The sequence below is a fragment of the Mucilaginibacter sp. GW822-FHT03E02 genome (assembly GCF_058801545.1).
The window spans coordinates 4,702,031-4,718,281 of sequence record NZ_JBXANJ010000001.1 but is presented as its reverse complement, the minus strand read 5'-3'; the positions used below and the strand labels follow the sequence as shown (position 1 = coordinate 4,718,281).

The following is a 16,251-nucleotide window of genomic DNA, read 5'->3' as shown; positions in this document are numbered from 1 at the left end:
AAACGGCCTCTCGTTAACTTATAGCACTGATTTCCTGCTATATTTTTTGAATATACCGCCGCAAATATTATTAAAAATTATTTTTTGTACCTCTTGTATTTCTCAAATGCAATTGCATACATTTGTAGTGCACTATCTAACTATAGCACTTATTATGATAGAGATTAAAGAACTGCATTTCGGGTACCAAAAAAACAAGCTGCTTTTTAGCGGGCTAAACCTTTCCTTGAGCAAAGGCCATATTTACGGCCTGCTTGGTAAAAACGGGGCTGGCAAATCAACCCTGCTCAAAAACATGGTAGGCCTTACTTACCCGGCAAAGGGCGCCTGTTATTATAATAACAAAAATGTTTTCGGCAGGCCGGTTTCTGTTTTGGAAGATGTATACTTTTTGGCCGAAGAACTTTTTGTGCCCGATATTACACCCGCCCAGTATGTTAAAAGCACCGCCGTGTTTTATCCCAAATTCAGCAAAGCCGATTTTTACCGGTACCTGGCCGCTTTGGATGTTGATATGGATGCCGTGATGGATAAGCAAAGCTACGGCCAGCAAAAAAAGGCCATGATCGCTTTCGGGCTTGCCACCAATACAGGTTTGATGATCATGGATGAGCCTACCAACGGATTAGATATTCCGTCCAAAGTGCAGTTCCGCAAGCTGATAGCGTCGGTATTAACCGAAGACAGGTGCATTGTAATATCTACCCACCAGGTACGCGACCTTGACAGCCTGATTGATACCCTGCTCATTTTACATCAAGGCGATATAGTGGTTAACCAATCGATGGATGAAGTGGCCGAAAAAATAACCTTTGGCAGCTATGCCGATACCGAAGGCTTGCCTATACTATACGAAGAAAAAGGCCAGCGCGGCAAAAACGTTATTATGCAAAACAACACCGGCGAGTATAGTAAAGTTGATCTTGAGCTGCTGTTTAACGCCATTACAACCGGTAACCATCTTGTTTTACAAACCCTAAAAGCAACAGCAAATGAACGAGATATTTAACCTGAAACGTTTTGGCCGGCTGTTTTACAAACATACAACTGAGCATTATAAAAGCTATCTGATGTCAATAACAGTACTTACCTGTGTATTGTTATTGGGGGGTAGCTTCCTGGTGTTTTTGATGGATGTGCGTATGGAGTTGCCGCTGCAGCTTTTACTATTGGCCTGGGTTATACTGTTCACCGGCACCATATTTACCAGCACCATATTTGCCGATCTGGGCGACGACAAAAAAGCGCTTGGTGCATTAACCTTGCCAAGTACCCATTTTGAAAAATACCTGGTAGCCTGGTTATACTCGTTCGTGGTATTTTTGGTGGTATCAATAGGCTGCTTTTACCTGGTAATGTTGTTTTTATTACATGCTAAACATTTTCCAGGCCCGCCGCTTGAAATATTCAGCCTTTTTTACCGCGTGCTGGGCTTTGGTGGCGATGTGGTATTCATCATCCTTATTTTGTACTCACTGTTTCATTCTATCGCCTTTTTGGGAGCTATCTACTTCAAAAAACTTCATTTTGTAAAAACTGCGCTGCTGTTTTTTATCGTGATAGCTATACTCATCATCTTTAACAATATAGCTATGGCGCATATGATACACAGGGATATTATCCAGGTGGTCCCTTTTACCTCGGTAGGCTTTATGGAGAATGGGAAATACTTTGGCGTAAATGCCGAGGCCTTTGTATGGACAGGCCAGTTGGTATATATCATTATGGCATTTATTTTATGGACGGCTGCTTACTTTCGCCTCAAGGAAAAACAGGTGTAATGCATTATGGAATTTAAAGATAAGGATGCCATATACCTGCAGATAGCAGCTTATGTGAGCGAAAATATATTATTAGGCAAATGGCTGCCCGAAGAAAAGATCCCCTCCACGCGCGATCTGGCCGTTGAACTGGAGGTAAACCCCAACACGGTTATCCGGTCGTACGAGTTTTTGCAATCGCAGGAGGTGGTGGTCAATAAACGTGGGCTTGGCTTGTTTGTGGCGCCGGATGGGCCGCAAAAAGTGAAGGCCTATCGCAAGCAACGTTTTATTCAGCAGCAGCTGCCGGATTTTTTCAGGAATATATACCTGCTGGATATCGATATCAAAGACCTGGAGAATATGTACAAGGAATACACGGCCGGCTTAACCCAGCCTAAAGCAGATGAAAACAAATGAAAACGAGTACAAAAGTATTTATAGCCGCTTTAGTGTTCCTGGTGCTATGCATCGGTGGATACGACCTGCTGCTGAAAAAAGAATTTTTAACCGGCCGGTACAAAAACTTTTATTCGCACTTTACCCAGCTACCATACAAAGATTTTGATGCACTGGAAATAAATGCCGCGCATAAAGCCAGTGTTGAGGTGGTACAGGGGCCATTTGGTGTAAAAGCCGATCCCAACATACTTGATTACGTACAGTTTACCCAAAAGGGCAGGCTGCTGCAAATGAACATCCAATACAACACCAACCGGTTTTACAATGATGAAAATTACCGCATCATCATATCGTGTCCCAGCCTTACAAGTGTAACCGCCAATGCCTTCATGCTTATCAATAAGCAACGCGTTATTGATACTACAACAAACGACAACTGGAATTATGGCAAACTAATGATTAATGGCTTTAAACAGGATAGTTTAATCATAAGCCAGGATTATGGCAGCCAGGTTGTATTGGCCAATAATAACATAGGCTTGTTAAACGCCACCATTGGGCTAAGCCCTTTCAGCGGTTCGCACATTACCATTTTAAAAAACAACCATTTTAATGTAGCAAAACTACAGGTACTCAACAAAAGCACCCTAAACCTTAACGAAGCTAAAATAAACCAGCTGGATTATCGCCCCGGCGATAGCACCCGGCTCATTATAAACGGGGCTGCCAAAAACAGCCTGCTACCCTATATCCACCTTAAACAATAGTAACTTATGAAATTACAAATCAATTCCCTTTCAAAAACTTACGCCAACGGGGTACATGCATTAAAAGATGTATCCCTCACTTTAAATAACGGTATGTTTGGTTTATTAGGCCCAAACGGGGCCGGCAAATCATCGCTGATGCGCACCATTGCTACCTTGCAGGAAGCTGATAAAGGCAGCATTTTTTTAGATGACCTGGATGTGCTTAAAAACAAAACCCAGGTAAGGCAGCTGCTTGGCTACCTGCCGCAGGAGTTTGGGGTATACCCCAAAATATCGGCCGAGCGCATGCTTGACCACATTGCTCAGCTTAAAGGCATAGGCAATGCCGCCGAGCGTAAAGAACTGGTAGGCAGCCTGCTCGAAAATGTGAACCTATCTAAAGACCGCAAAAAACACCTGGGCACCTTCTCGGGCGGGATGAAACAGCGTTTTGGTATTGCCCAGGCACTGATAGGCAACCCCAAGCTCATTATTGTTGATGAACCTACCGCCGGCCTTGACCCTGCCGAGCGTAACCGTTTTTATAACCTGCTGAGCCAACTGGGCGAGAATACTATTGTAATACTATCTACCCATATTGTAGAGGACGTGAGCACCCTTTGCGCCAATTTTGCCATTATTTGCCAGGGCGAAGTATTATACGCCGGCCAGCCCGATGCTGCCGTAAACGAGCTGGAAGGCAAAATTTACAGCAAAGCCATCAACAAGGCCGATCTTAATTTTTACAAAGATGATTTTTCGGTTATCTCTACCCAGTTAAAAACCGGGCAGCTGCACATCCGCATTATACAGGATACCGAACCGGGCAACGGCTTTATCGCCGCAACCCCAAATCTGGAGGATGTGTACTTTAGCAATATTGCCACCCGCGTAGATGTAAATACCATTTAACCCGCTTAAAAACAAAATATTATGTTTCGGAAAATATTCATTTTCGAGGTGCAAAACCGCCTCAGAAGGCCCGCGGTTTATCTTTATTTTGCCGCCATTCTTGTATTTACCATCACGACATTTGCTACCGGATCGTTGCCCATGGGCGATAAGGAGCACATCAACGCGCCCTTTGTTTTGGCATTATGGTGCGCGGGTATTACCATGTTTATGATGCTGGTAAGCTCATCAATCATGGGTGAACCGCTTTACCGGGATATTGAAAACAACACTAAAGATTATTACCTCACCTACCCCATTACCAAGGCGGGCTATTTTTGGGGCAGGTATTTGGGCAGCTTTGTGTTTATGCTTTTTATAGCCAGCGCCATTATTATCGGGGCTTACCTGGGCACAAAGCTTGGCCCGGCCATGGGCTGGAAAGACCCTAAAGAATACGGCCCCAATAAACTCATTTATTACCTGCACCCTTTTTTGGTGATGGCCCTGCCTAACCTGTTTTTCACCTCCTCGTTATTTTTTGGCCTGGTGGCGCTTACGCGGAATGTAAAGGTGATTTACACCGGTGGCATCCTGCTGTTTTTAGGGTATTTTATTTCCGTTTTTTTTCTGCAACATACCAACAATGCCACAGTTATTATCAATGCCGACCCCTTTGGTATTAGCGCCGTGCGCTTTATGTCGGACATTACCACATCGGCTGAAAAAAACACGATGCTGTTCCCGGTTACCGGCGCTTTTTTGGCCAACCGGTTGATATGGACAGGCGTTGGCCTGGTAATTTTGGTATTTACCTACATGCGGTTCAGCTTCGAAAGGTTTTTTAGCGGCAAGCGCGATAAAGCGGCCATTGATGATGTGGTTTCAAAAACAAAGCGGGCATTGGTATTAAAGGCCAACGTTAGTTTTACAGGTTCCTACAACCGTAAAACCTTGTTTAGCCTTGCACGGGTAGAACTCACCAATATCATCCGCGATAATTATTTCTGGATAATTTTGCTTGCCGGAATGGGCTTCCTGGGTTTTGTATTCTGGTTGGGGATGAATGAGAGTGGGGTTGCCTATTTCCCGCGCACCGTAATTTTAATGGCCATATTTAACGATGTCTTCCCCTTCTTCATCTTCTTCATCATCATATTTTACACCGGCGAAACCCTGCACCGCGACAAAATTACGCGTTATGCATTCATTAACGATTCCTTACCGCCGCCAAACTGGGTGCTTAATGGTTCAAAACTCCTGGCTTTGCTGGTACTTGGTTTCGGCTTATCGTTGGTACCGCTGGTAACGGGTTTAGTTGTACAAACCATAAAAGGCTTCCATCAATATAACCTGTCGTTCTTTTTAATGTATGTGTTTACGGTAATTATGCCGCGTTTCCTGGAGATGGTGATTTTTGCTTATGTGGTACACGTTGTTATCAATAATAAGTTTGTGGCGCATGGTGTTGGGGTAGCTATTTGGGTGCTGGTTTTCTTTTTAAATACTACCGGGATATTCAATTACAACCTGCTCATTTACTCCTATACCCCATGGTACGGCATATCAGATATGGATGGCATAGGTCACATGCAGGCACCTGTGTATTGGTTTAACCTGTACTGGCTGTTATGTGGCGGGCTGCTTATTATTATAGCCGCTTTGTTTTATTATCGTGGCGTTACCAGCTCATTTAAAGAGCGGCTGCAACTGGTGGGCCAACGGTTTGATACCAAAACAAAACTTTTTACCGTGGTTGTTGGCATAGCTTTTTTGGCTGTAGGCGCTTACAATTACTACAACATTAGCTACCTGAACAACTTTTTAACCCAGGGCGAAAACGAAGACAGGGCTATTATTTACGAAAAATCTTTAAAAAAATACGCCGACCTACCACTACCAAAGGTTACCGGGATAAAGCTATTTGCAGATATTTATCCTGATAAGCAGCAGGAAATTGTAAAGGCCTTTGTAACCGTTTTTAACCCTACCGATAAACCAATTGAAAAGCTATTGTTAGATGGCGATGACGTTACCGGTTATAGTATAAAAATTGGCGGCAAGCCGGTGCCCTTTACCTATCCGCTGCTATACAAACGGGGTATGTTCAATTGGTTCAGGCCCAAACAGGATACGGCCGAATTCAGGTTATACCAGTTTGAAAAACCCTTGGCGCCCGGCGATTCGGCCGTGTTCGAGGTTAATTCATATATAGCACATAAAGGCTTCGAAAATGGTTTGTATGCCAAAAACCTGCTGCATAATGGCACATTTTTTAACGGCGGCCTGCCCGGCATGGGATATGATGATGACGACGAGGAAAACAGCAACTACGTCCGTAAAAAAAACGGGTTGCCCGAGAAGCAAGAGGAAGAAATAGCGCAAAACGACCCGATAGGCATCAGTACCCTCAAATCGGGCAAAGCTTCCGGCTTGGTAAATCTTGATATTACGGTAAGTACATCGGCCAATCAAACTGCCATAGCCCCCGGCTACTTGCAAAGACACTGGCAGCAAAATGGCCGCAACTATTACCACTACACCTGTAATAATTTTTATGCCCCGCTGGCCATCCTATCGGCAAGGTATGAAAACCGGCATGATAGCGTACAGCTTGACCATAAGGTTAATGTTGATGTTTATTACCACCCGGCGCATAATACCAACATCAACCGTATAATGGCGGCTTATAAAGATGGGCTGCATTATTTTTCAAAGGCATTTGGCCCCTACCCGTTCAATGATATCCGCCTGGCCGAAACCAGTGACTTTGGCCCGCATGATGCTTCGTTAAGCACGCTCGATACTTATGCCGAGCGATATGCCTGGAACGCCAATTTTGAAAACCCCAACCAATTTGACTTTGTATATTTTAACACCAGCCGCCAGCTGGCACAGCAATGGTGGCGCTACCAGGTTGCGCCAAACGCAACCGTAGGATCATTGGTAATACCCGAAGGCCTTGCCAGTTATAGTGCCTTGCTTTTGGCCGAGCAAAAGTATGGCAAAGACAATATGAAATGGATATTGTACAACCAGGTGAACTTTTACACCTTTATCAGGCACCGGCTGGAAGAAAAAGAACATCCCCTGATAAAGGCCGACAAGTGGTTTTTATGGGGCGGCAAAGCCGGACTGGTATTATACACCCTAAAAGATTTGATGGGCGAAGACAGCCTGAACAGCGCGTTGCGCGAATTTAAAAATGCCTATGCTTTTAAAAGTAAACCACCTTATGCCGGCAGCAATGATTTGTACCGCTACCTGCAAAAGCACGTACCCGATTCGTTACAATATTATTTAACTGATACCTGGCAAAAAATTACGCTTTACGATAATAAACTGATCGATTTAAAATCGGCGCCAACCAGTAACAAAAACGAATATAAGGTTACCCTTACCGTAAACGTAGGTAAAGTTTGGATTGATAGCAAAGGCAATGATATCGAGGCCAAAAACATGAACGATTATATAGATATCGGCGTGTTTGGGGCCAATACTACCAATAAGGAAGGCAGGTTGGTAACCAACCCGCTTTACCTTAAACGGCACAAGCTTACCGCCGGCAAGCACACCATAACGATGATTGTAAAAGGCAAACCCGTAAACGCAGGCATCGACCCATACAACAAACTGATAGACCGTTTAATGGGCGATAATTCAAAAGATTTTTAATAACCTGCCGCGATTTACCCAGTGCACCAAAAACAGCTCTTAAACCTTACTATAAAAAAGCTCATCGGCGAGACAACTGCCGATGAGCTTTTAGCACTTGAAAGCCTGGTAAAAGCCCATCCCGACTATGCTTTTTTTATAAATACCATGACCGCCTTTTTCACTACCGAAACCGAAATTGAGGAAGGGCAAAGTGAGCGGCTGTTTAACCGCATTAAGGCTAAAATAAAACCATAGCACAGCTAAACTTATAGAAAATTGCAAGCACCTGATTTTGTAGGGATAACCAAATTGCCATTCCCGGTTTTAAACCTTACCACTCATAAACCCAATGGACCTCGCTTCCTGCTCCTTAACTGCAAGGCCCTGTATAAAAAGCTGCCCATCCTCAATTTTAAACTGAAGGCTGCGTTCATCAACCTTAAAACCATCTGCTTTTAAAACATCTTTTATCTTTTCAACCAGTTCTTTACGGTCAAACACCGGGCTCAGCTTCAGTTGATCGGTTACCGGCTCCAGCACAATGCTGTCTGCCTTGTAGGAGAATATTTTTGATTCCATACGATAAATGTCGTGATTATTAAGTGGCAGATGCTTTATTTAGTGTCACGATTTTTGATTTACTTTTCTGCAAACTGTGTATTTACTGATAAGCGCAATTGTACCTGGTGGGTGTAATAATTATCGCTGTACGGCTATAATTTTTTACGCGGGCAAAAATTACTGAAAACGATTTTTCCGTATCCGGCTTAAATTGTTAAAATTGCAGTTGTGAAAACCTTACTTTTATACTGCTAAACAGGCTATTTCATAACTTCGCACACTGAGAAAATTAACCGGTTTGAGTATACAGGATTTGATCAGACGTATCCATCTTAATCAAGATGAATCTGCATTTAACGAGCTTTACAGACAGCAGTTTGGCAGGTTATTTCAGTTTGCCTATTCGTTTTTAGGAGATAAGGAAGCGGCCGAAGAAATTATTAACGACGTATTTCTTAAAGTTTGGTTAAACCGTAAAGATATGGACAAGGTGCTCAATATCCAGGTATACTTGTTCGTTATCGTAAAAAACGCCTGTTTAAATTATTTAAGAGGAACCACCACCAAACAACTCAAAGAGTTAAACATAGCCGAAGCCTATTATTTTCACCTTTCGGTTGATCCGGCGCAGTTGCTTATCAGTAAAGAGTTGCAGGCTTTCCTTTTAACCGCTGTTGATAGCTTGCCACCGCGCTGTAAGCTTATTTTTAAAATGGTTAAGCAGGATGGCTTATCTTGTAAAGAAGTGGCCTCCATCCTCAACCTATCCGATAAAACGGTGTTTGCACAACTGGCCATCGCTCTCAAAAAACTCGAAAGCGTTTTGCTGTAATCCATCATTGGTTTTTGGGGCGATTCCGGGTAATGCCTCAAAAGCAACTGTGCTCTCCCAAAACCCTTAGCCAATTCACACGCAGAAAGCATAACAATAACCGGGGTATTCCTTTACATTGCCGGCATATATTTACCAAATGAGTTTGATCAGCAAAAACGATGTGATAAAAGCAACCGGTACCGCCAGGCTTCCTGCCCTGGCTACGCTTTTGATGAGGCTGATGAAAATAGATGCATTTAACAACATGATGCAACAGGCAGGTATTTTAACAGGCGTTGAATTCACCAGTTTTGCGCTTCAGTTTTTAGGCATCACCATCCGGGTTGATGAAGAAGACCTGGCTAACATCCCGGCATCGGGTGCATTCATCGCGGTGGCCAATCACCCTTATGGTGCTGTTGAATCACTGGCGCTGCTTAATTTATTGGTATCGCGCAGGCCCGATACTTTGTTTATGGGCAACTTTCTGCTTAAACGCGTGCCCAACCTGGCCGATTACATCATCGCGGTTAATCCGTTCGAAAAAATCAAAGACAGCTCCAGCATCAGCGGACTAAAAAATACATTGGGCCAATTACGTAGTGGCACTCCCGTTGCCATTTTCCCGGCGGGCGAGGTCTCTGCATTTGATTTTAAAACGCAGCGTGTTACCGATAGGGAATGGCACCCAGTTGTTGGAAAGCTGATTGCCAAAGCCGGCGCACCCGTGTTGCCCATCTATTTTCATGGTGATAATGGTTTAGGGTTCAGTCTGCTGCGCTACATCCATCCCTCACTCCAAACCGCCATGTTACCCGCCGAACTTTTTAATAAAAAAGGAATGGTGCTTCGGGTACGCATAGGTAAACCCATATCACCCCAAGACTTTCAGACCCAGCAAAAAAACGACGAGCTATTGGCTATACTTAGGGCTAAAACATATGGGTTAAAAGAGGAGGCGGCTTAATGTCATCTTTTCAAATAACCAATCTCGCCCCTTCGCGGCTATCACTTTAATTCATCAATAGGGCTTGTTTATGATAATACCGATAGAATAAGCAACCTATGGTGTATTTCTGGATTAAACAGTTTTTTTTAATTATTATCTTTAGCTGTTTCACCAAAATCTTACACACTAAGTATGCGGGCAAGAACTGTGCTTTTTTTATTTATTTCAGTTATCTGCTGTGCCTGTAATCAAATAGATCAAAAGGATTTATCGGGTCAGTGGCTTATTAATAAATCATTTTTTAAGGGTGCCCCCATTAAAATAAACAGCAAAAGCTTTCGGGTGGCTTTCGTTCCTGTTGGATACGAAGCCAATTATAGTTTGAATTTTAACGTCAAAGATTCTACTGTTAGTTTCCCCGGGATACTTACCAAGGATATTCCCTGCAAATGGGTGATTGATGATAATAAACTAACGATTAACTTTGATGCCGTAACATTTAACAACGATGCCTTGTTCCCGATTGATAGTCTCAAACAAGAGTCTTTGCTAAAACACGATCCTGTCTTAATAAAAACATATGCTTTCAAACGCGATTCTATTTTAAAAAAGAAAAATATCGATTCGTTACTCGAGCCGATAAAAATTTATACCGGAACCTATAATATTGAGAAAATACGGGGTGGCCTGATCCTCACTTCGGCAACTACAAAATTTGAATTATATAATCTCGACTATATAACCAAACAACAAATAGATGGCATGTTTAAAGGGCTATGAATGATACAGTAATTAGATGGTCGGGATTAAACAAATTTAGATAACATCCCTTAATTTTAATTATTTATTGATAAATGGTTTATGAGTTATTGAAGCTTTGCTGGTAGCTTGCTGTATTTTATATAAACGGGTAGCCATTTCAAAACGCTCTTTATAGCTTCGCTTTAAACCTTCTTTTAAAAGGTCTAATTCGGCCTGATCAAATGATTGCTTCGCCTTTTCCATCACTTAAGCCATTAAATATTATCAAATTTAAGGAAAATACAGGTGAAAATAATTAACACAGGTATTTAAGCATAACGACTAAAGCTAAAGTAATTGCAAACCTGATCCGGCTTATAAAAATATGACATGTTTTTATTCAAGCTGATTACAATTAAGTAAATTTGTTTTAAATGCAAAAGTACTATTATGCAAATACTTGAAATAAATGTACCAGATAATAAAACCCGCCTTGTTAAGCAATTTTTAAAGGAACTTGGAGTGACTGTTAAAGTAAAAAAACAATCCGGCACTCCAAATGCGGATACTATTGCTGCTATGGCGGAACTTAAAGCTGGCAAAGGAAAAAAATTCAATAGCGTTAATGAACTGTTCGACAGTATCTGATTAAGGAAGATGTTTGAAATAGTTACTTCCACAAAATTCTTAAAAGATCTGAAACTGCTTAAAAAACGATCTGTTAAAGATTTACAGTTATTGCAATAGGTTATTACTACGCTTGCTGAAAAAGGGCACAGCGGACTATCAAAAAAACACAATGCCCATAAACTCAGTGGCGACTATAAAGGTTATTGGGAATGCCACGTAAAACCAGATCTGCTACTTATTTGGGATGAAAATGAACAAATAATGCTTCTTGAGTTGGTACGCACAGGCACACATTCCGATCTTTTTTAATCAAATCCTATTTAACCTTACTCACCCCTTCACTTGTCATCACCACCCTTTTTATTGTACCATCTTTATTGTAGTACAAATAATCGATACATACCGAGCGATGGAAGCTGCCGGCATCGGGCACCAGGGCGCCGTTATGGTATATAAAATAATTTTTGCCTTTAAAGTTAATGATAGCCTGGTGATTGGTGTTGGAATTACCGGCAATTTCGTTGATGATGCCTTTATAAACCCAGGGGCCATTAATATTGCGGCTCATGGCGTAGGCTATTTTCTCTGGGAACTCATAGGCATATGAAAGATAATACCAGCCATTACGTTCATGTAGCCATGGCGCTTCCGTGTAATGTGGCAGGGTAATGGTTTTAATTTCTCCGTCAAGTTCGATCATGTTGGGTTTTAGCTTGGCGTAGTAGCAAATGCCGTTGCCCCAAAACAGGTAAGCCTGCCCGTCTTTATCAATAATAACCGATGGGTCGATGTCGTCCCAGGAGTGTTTAACTGCTTTGGTCATGTCGTTGGTAACCAGGGCCGTTCCGCGGGCGTCCTTGAAGGGGCCGGTTGGGCTGTCGCTTACACCTACGCCAATTGCTTTGCCGTGTATAGTGGCATGCTCAACCGCTACATACCAGTAAAACTTGCCATTGCGCTCAATTACCTGCGATGCCCAGGCATCATCCCGTGCCCAGGTAAAATCTTTTACATTCATTGGCGAAGGATGTTCTGTCCAGGTGACCATATCCGACGACGAGAAGCATGTCCAATTATGCATTACGTAACCGTTGTGGTTGGTTGGCGCTTCGTCATGGCCGGTATACAGGTATACTTTGCCTTTATATACCATCGCAGCCGGATCTGCAGTAAATTCGTGACGGATGATTGGGTTGCCATCGGTATGGATAACAGAATCCGATTTCACAGTTTGCGCTTGTGCCGAAGCGAGGCAGCACAGTGTTAATGATAATGCAAGCAGGTATTTTGATGTTTTCATAATGTATTACATGAACCGTCATTGCGAGGCACGAAGCAATCCCCGATATGCTAAGTCCCACATAGTTCGGGATTATTAATGCTGTGTTTTGATTTTTACAGGTATTAATGAGCTCCCTACGGTCGGTTATCTTCGTACCTCGCAATGACGGTAGTTTAGAACATTCGTTTAACTATATACGTGGCGCGTCATAACGATTTTTTTCAGGTTTTATCTGGTGGATACCCGCAATGGCGCGACTTTTATTTAGCGTTTTCTCACCGTTCCACTATTACCGGCCATCCATCAACCCAGTTCAATTTTTTTAATTGCAGTTTGGATATGCCCCTGTCTGCCGCGTCGTAACCATGATAAATGATGTAATCATCGCCGTCAAAGCGGGCAACGCCATTGTGCCCTACGCCATACCAATGATCGTCACCTTCTAATAAAATACTGCCGCCGCCTTTGTTCATGGCCAGGCCGGCTTTATCAAGGTAAGGCCCTTTTAACATTTTTGAGCGGCCAATGATCATTTTATAAGTGCTCTTAGGTCCTTTGCAGCAGTAGTCTATCGATGCAAAAAGGTAAAAGTATTTATCGTGCCTGTAAATAAACGGGCCTTCAATGGCATTACCACCGGCATCAACCGGGTTACCATCCACAGCCGGCAGGCTTTCGCTAACCGCTTTTTTTCGCGTTGCAATGGTTGGGATATTATCTATATTTTCGGCAACGCTTAACCTGTCGTTATTAAGCTTAACCAATTTCAATCCATCCCAAAACGAACCGAATACCAGATATGGCGTGCCATCTTTATCCGTAATTAAATTGGGGTCGATAGCATTCCAATTGGTTTTACCGGGCACAGATTGGATCACTTTACCATGATCAACCCATTTATAAGCCGGATCATTAGGACGTAAAGTGGTATTGGTAGCCACGCCGATAGCCGAGGTATTTTTGCCAAATGCCGATACCGAATAAAACAGGTAGTAAAGGCCGTTATAATACGAGATATCCGGTGCCCAGATATGCCCCTTAAAGCCAGGGATAGCATCAACCGCCCATTGTGGCGCATTGGCAAAAACAGGCTGTTCGCGCTTCCAATGTATCTTATCTGCCGACGACCACATGGATATACCCATGCCGGTGCAAAAAATATAATACACGCTACCCTGCTTCATGATCACCGGATCATGCACCGAGATATCGGTTTTTAACTCCTGCGCATGAGTGACGATGCAGGAGGCTATCAAAAGGATGGCTATGGTTAGTTTTTTCAAAATCACTTGGTTGACCGGCGTTTTATTCCCCGTCATTGCGAGGTAGCCTATAATGACGTGTTTGTAAGTTATTGATTATCAATATCGAATATCCGTCATTGCGAGGCACGAAGCAATCCCCAACATGCTAAGTCCCACATAGTTCGGGATTGCTTCGTACCTCGCAATGACGGGAGTTTAGAACACTCGTTTAACGATGTCCGTTGCACGTCATAAAAATTTTTTTCAGGTTTTACCAGAAGGATACCTGCAATGACATAATCATCATTGCTAGTATCTACTTATTCTTCAACCTGATTATCTTGAACGTATTAGGCTCCACGTTAACATTTACCGATTTACCGCTTACCGCCATGGTGCTTTGTACCGGGCTTATCGCTGTTGGGTTATCCAACGAGTTTTCGTCGCTGCCTTTTTCGCTGTGCAGCGTTATCACGGTAGCTTTTTTCTGGTAGTTTCCGCCGTTTATTTTAAAGCTCACGTTTTGGGCAGTGGCGGCAGTGTTCACAAATTTGATGATCAGCTCATTGGTGTTTTTATCCAAACTGGCGGTTGCATAACAGCCATCCTGCCCGGCAACCGATTCATTGCCCAGCATCAGGGGTACTACATCGGTACCTTTGTTAAGCGAAAATAACTGCTGTACATAGTAGTTTGGCGTACCGTAGCTTTTCAGGTTATCAAACCAGATCAAATCGGGGGTCCATTGCCAGCCGTCTACATGAGCAAAAAGTGGCGCGTATGATGCCATGCTAACAACATCGGCATTACGCTCAAGGCCGGTCATAAAGGCGGCTTCGGCAAGGGCGCATTCCCATGTATTTTTGTTTAGGGGGCTACCGGTTTGTACGCTCTGCGCGGCATATTCACCGGCAAATATTTTTGGCCCTTTGCGGTCGTAATTATCATAACGGCGGGCATTGTCCCTAAACCATTTTGGCGATGCGTAATAATGCTCGTCCAAAATATCGGCACCCAGGCTGCGGAAGGTTGTGTTCAACAAATCAAACTCCGGCCCTTTAGGGAACGGACCTAAGGCCGATACGATTTTTACATCTGGATATTTCTCTTTGATGGCTTTGGTAAATATTTTCCACCTGTCAATGTACTGTGGCCCCCACTGCTCATTGCCCACACCAATCAGTTTCAGGTTAAAGGGGGCGGGGTGACCAAGATCAGTACGCAGTTTGCCCCATTTGGTATTTACATCGCCATTGGCAAACTCAATAAGATCAAGTGCATCCTGCAAATAAGGATCAAGCTGATCCAAAGGAACCATTTCGGAAGTGTTAAACTCGCAGGCCATACCACAATTCAATATTGGCAGCGGCGATGCGCCAATATCTTCGGCCGTCATGAAATACTCCATGAAGCCAAGGCCAAATGTTTGGTAATAATCCGGTGCCGGGCGATGTGCAAATTCGGTGTTCCAGCGGTTAATAATGTTGGTACGTTTATCAATATCGCCAATACTTTTTTTCCATTGATAGCGGGTATTCAGCTCGCGGCCTTCTACAATACATCCACCGGGGAAGCGCAGGAATCCAGGTTTAATATCGGCCAGTTTTTGTACCAAATCGGCGCGTAAGCCTCCGGGCCTGTTTTTCCAGGTATTTTCAGGAAACAGCGAGATCATATCCAGGTCGATAACGCCTTTGCCTGTCAGCCAAACATAAACCTTTGCTTTTTTAGCTGTGGCCGATGCGGTAAATTTTACGCTGTAACGGTTCCACTCCTTATCGGGTGCACTCAAATCGGCTTTGCCTATAATGGCATCATTATCGCCATGCAGTTCTATATTCAGTTTTACATTACTGTCGCCGTTTTGCTTTGCCATTACCGAAAAGCTGTATGTTTCGCCCTCCTTAATGCCGGTTCCGCCACGGAAGCCTTCATTTTCCAAACCGAATGACCCGGTTTCTGATGTTACATAAGCTTTTATAAAGTGCGGGTTTTCCGGCCTTTCTGTCGCGCGGTTAATTACTTCTATCCGGCCGTTGCCGCCGTCTTTTTTATGATCGTCCCAGGCCATCATCGGCATGTTAAACTCAAACGAACGGTTCTTTATTAATTCGGCATAAACACCGCCGTCGGCGCCCTGGTTAATATCCTCAAAAAAGATACCGTACATGGTTTTTTGTATGGGTGTTTTAATTTTATCGGCCTGTATGGTATAAACCCGGGGCGTTTGCGCCTGTGCCGATAAAAGCATACCAGCGCTGCAAATAGTAAAAAAAGCTTTCCTGATCATTGTTGGTTTGTATTGGTACGCTAAAACTACAAAAAATTATTAATAAGTGTAATTTTCACAATCATTATTTAAAAAATAAAAAAATGTCATTTCGAGTTTTAAAATCCACGGATTCTGACGGAGGAAATGACATTCAAAAATAAAAGACTGTCATCCTGAGGCACGAAGGATCTATTCGTGAACTTTTCTATCGGTTATGCACGGCTGATAGATCCTTCGTACCTCAGGATGACAGGAAAATTGGACAAGCGAGAATGACTATATCCTACAACTTGTTACTG

17 protein-coding genes are annotated in these 16,251 nt (G+C 43.1%); 12 read left to right on the top strand and 5 right to left on the bottom strand.

Features of this window, described 5'->3' with window-relative positions:
- Positions 1–154: 154 nt before the first annotated feature.
- From AC1RM2_RS19665 to AC1RM2_RS19635, 7 genes are read left to right on the top strand one after another with little or no spacing between them, the layout of a single operon-like run.
- Entirely contained in the window at positions 155–1,009 is an 855-nt protein-coding gene (locus AC1RM2_RS19665; protein ID WP_492986862.1) for an ABC transporter ATP-binding protein, read from the top strand.
- The gene (locus tag AC1RM2_RS19660) at positions 993–1,781 is read left to right on the top strand and encodes a hypothetical protein (RefSeq protein WP_492986861.1); all 789 of its coding nucleotides are present in this window, start codon (positions 993–995) and stop codon (positions 1,779–1,781) included. The genes AC1RM2_RS19665 and AC1RM2_RS19660 overlap by 17 nt, the downstream gene beginning before the upstream one ends.
- A 6-nt stretch (positions 1,782–1,787) precedes the next feature.
- Positions 1,788–2,180 carry a GntR family transcriptional regulator gene (locus AC1RM2_RS19655; protein ID WP_492986860.1) on the top strand — a complete coding sequence of 131 codons (393 nt, stop codon included), beginning with the start codon at positions 1,788–1,790 and terminating at the stop codon, positions 2,178–2,180.
- Positions 2,177–2,929 carry a head GIN domain-containing protein gene (locus tag AC1RM2_RS19650; protein ID WP_492986859.1) on the top strand — a complete coding sequence of 251 codons (753 nt, stop codon included), beginning with the start codon at positions 2,177–2,179 and terminating at the stop codon, positions 2,927–2,929. Before AC1RM2_RS19655 ends, AC1RM2_RS19650 begins: the two co-directional genes overlap by 4 nt.
- Positions 2,930–2,935: 6 nt before the next feature.
- Positions 2,936–3,823 (top strand): ABC transporter ATP-binding protein, encoded by an 888-nt coding sequence (locus AC1RM2_RS19645; protein ID WP_492986858.1) that lies wholly within the window; start codon positions 2,936–2,938, stop codon positions 3,821–3,823.
- 21 nt (positions 3,824–3,844) lie between these two features.
- Positions 3,845–7,477 (top strand): ABC transporter permease/M1 family aminopeptidase, encoded by a 3,633-nt coding sequence (locus tag AC1RM2_RS19640; RefSeq protein WP_492986857.1) that lies wholly within the window; start codon positions 3,845–3,847, stop codon positions 7,475–7,477.
- Positions 7,478–7,498: 21 nt separating this feature from the next.
- Positions 7,499–7,714: a hypothetical protein gene (locus tag AC1RM2_RS19635; RefSeq protein WP_492986856.1), complete on the top strand. Its 216-nt coding sequence runs from the start codon at positions 7,499–7,501 to the stop codon at positions 7,712–7,714.
- A 69-nt stretch (positions 7,715–7,783) separates the two neighbouring features.
- Here the strand turns inward: AC1RM2_RS19635 and AC1RM2_RS19630 are convergent, their stop codons facing one another.
- Positions 7,784–8,038: a hypothetical protein gene (locus tag AC1RM2_RS19630; protein WP_492986855.1), complete on the bottom strand. Its 255-nt coding sequence runs from the start codon at positions 8,036–8,038 to the stop codon at positions 7,784–7,786.
- 295 nt (positions 8,039–8,333) lie between these two features.
- Here AC1RM2_RS19630 and AC1RM2_RS19625 point away from each other — a divergent pair, with 295 nt between their 5' ends.
- From AC1RM2_RS19625 to AC1RM2_RS19615, 3 genes are all read left to right on the top strand, one after another.
- Positions 8,334–8,852, top strand: coding sequence for an RNA polymerase sigma-70 factor (locus AC1RM2_RS19625; protein ID WP_492986854.1), 519 nt, complete (start codon positions 8,334–8,336; stop codon positions 8,850–8,852).
- Positions 8,853–8,991: 139 nt separating this feature from the next.
- Positions 8,992–9,801: a lysophospholipid acyltransferase family protein gene (locus AC1RM2_RS19620; RefSeq protein WP_492986853.1), complete on the top strand. Its 810-nt coding sequence runs from the start codon at positions 8,992–8,994 to the stop codon at positions 9,799–9,801.
- Between the two features lie 363 nt (positions 9,802–10,164).
- The gene (locus tag AC1RM2_RS19615; protein WP_492986852.1) at positions 10,165–10,563 is read left to right on the top strand and encodes a hypothetical protein; all 399 of its coding nucleotides are present in this window, start codon (positions 10,165–10,167) and stop codon (positions 10,561–10,563) included.
- A 60-nt stretch (positions 10,564–10,623) separates the two neighbouring features.
- Here the strand turns inward: AC1RM2_RS19615 and AC1RM2_RS19610 are convergent, their stop codons facing one another.
- Positions 10,624–10,788, bottom strand: coding sequence for a hypothetical protein (locus tag AC1RM2_RS19610; protein ID WP_492986851.1), 165 nt, complete (start codon positions 10,786–10,788; stop codon positions 10,624–10,626).
- 186 nt (positions 10,789–10,974) lie between these two features.
- Between AC1RM2_RS19610 and AC1RM2_RS19605 the strand changes: the two genes are divergently transcribed.
- Together AC1RM2_RS19605 and AC1RM2_RS19600 are read left to right on the top strand one after the other, a co-directional pair.
- Positions 10,975–11,172 (top strand): hypothetical protein, encoded by a 198-nt coding sequence (locus AC1RM2_RS19605; protein WP_492986850.1) that lies wholly within the window; start codon positions 10,975–10,977, stop codon positions 11,170–11,172.
- A gap of 102 nt (positions 11,173–11,274) precedes the next feature.
- Entirely contained in the window at positions 11,275–11,463 is a 189-nt protein-coding gene (locus AC1RM2_RS19600) for a type II toxin-antitoxin system YafQ family toxin (protein ID WP_492988261.1), read from the top strand.
- A gap of 7 nt (positions 11,464–11,470) precedes the next feature.
- On the opposite strand, the gene AC1RM2_RS19595 is transcribed toward AC1RM2_RS19600, so the two are convergent.
- The 3 genes from AC1RM2_RS19595 to AC1RM2_RS19585 all read right to left on the bottom strand — a co-directional run bounded on the left by AC1RM2_RS19595 (position 11,471) and on the right by AC1RM2_RS19585 (position 15,970).
- Positions 11,471–12,454, bottom strand: a complete 984-nt coding sequence (locus AC1RM2_RS19595; protein WP_492986849.1) for a glycoside hydrolase family 43 protein — start codon at positions 12,452–12,454, stop codon at positions 11,471–11,473.
- Between the two features lie 257 nt (positions 12,455–12,711).
- Positions 12,712–13,719 carry a family 43 glycosylhydrolase gene (locus tag AC1RM2_RS19590; RefSeq protein ID WP_492986848.1) on the bottom strand — a complete coding sequence of 336 codons (1,008 nt, stop codon included), beginning with the start codon at positions 13,717–13,719 and terminating at the stop codon, positions 12,712–12,714.
- Between the two features lie 277 nt (positions 13,720–13,996).
- A complete protein-coding gene (locus tag AC1RM2_RS19585; protein WP_492986847.1) occupies positions 13,997–15,970 on the bottom strand; it encodes an alpha-L-arabinofuranosidase family protein in 1,974 nt (657 codons plus the stop codon).
- Positions 15,971–16,251: the final 281 nt, after the last annotated feature.

Excerpts from the sequence above, each read along its gene's own strand:
- AC1RM2_RS19665 (WP_492986862.1), top strand. The coding sequence starts at position 155 with ATGATAGAGATTAAAGAACTGCATTTCGGGTACCAAAAAAACAAGCTG.
- AC1RM2_RS19655 (WP_492986860.1), top strand. The coding sequence starts at position 1,788 with ATGGAATTTAAAGATAAGGATGCCATATACCTGCAGATAGCAGCTTAT.
- AC1RM2_RS19640 (WP_492986857.1), top strand. The coding sequence starts at position 3,845 with ATGTTTCGGAAAATATTCATTTTCGAGGTGCAAAACCGCCTCAGAAGG.
- AC1RM2_RS19645 (WP_492986858.1), top strand. The coding sequence starts at position 2,936 with ATGAAATTACAAATCAATTCCCTTTCAAAAACTTACGCCAACGGGGTA.
- AC1RM2_RS19610 (WP_492986851.1), bottom strand. The coding sequence starts at position 10,788 with ATGGAAAAGGCGAAGCAATCATTTGATCAGGCCGAATTAGACCTTTTA.
- AC1RM2_RS19650 (WP_492986859.1), top strand. The coding sequence starts at position 2,177 with ATGAAAACGAGTACAAAAGTATTTATAGCCGCTTTAGTGTTCCTGGTG.
- AC1RM2_RS19605 (WP_492986850.1), top strand. The coding sequence starts at position 10,975 with ATGCAAATACTTGAAATAAATGTACCAGATAATAAAACCCGCCTTGTT.
- AC1RM2_RS19595 (WP_492986849.1), bottom strand. The coding sequence starts at position 12,454 with ATGAAAACATCAAAATACCTGCTTGCATTATCATTAACACTGTGCTGC.
- AC1RM2_RS19585 (WP_492986847.1), bottom strand. The coding sequence starts at position 15,970 with ATGATCAGGAAAGCTTTTTTTACTATTTGCAGCGCTGGTATGCTTTTA.
- AC1RM2_RS19620 (WP_492986853.1), top strand. The coding sequence starts at position 8,992 with ATGAGTTTGATCAGCAAAAACGATGTGATAAAAGCAACCGGTACCGCC.
- AC1RM2_RS19660 (WP_492986861.1), top strand. The coding sequence starts at position 993 with ATGAACGAGATATTTAACCTGAAACGTTTTGGCCGGCTGTTTTACAAA.
- AC1RM2_RS19630 (WP_492986855.1), bottom strand. The coding sequence starts at position 8,038 with ATGGAATCAAAAATATTCTCCTACAAGGCAGACAGCATTGTGCTGGAG.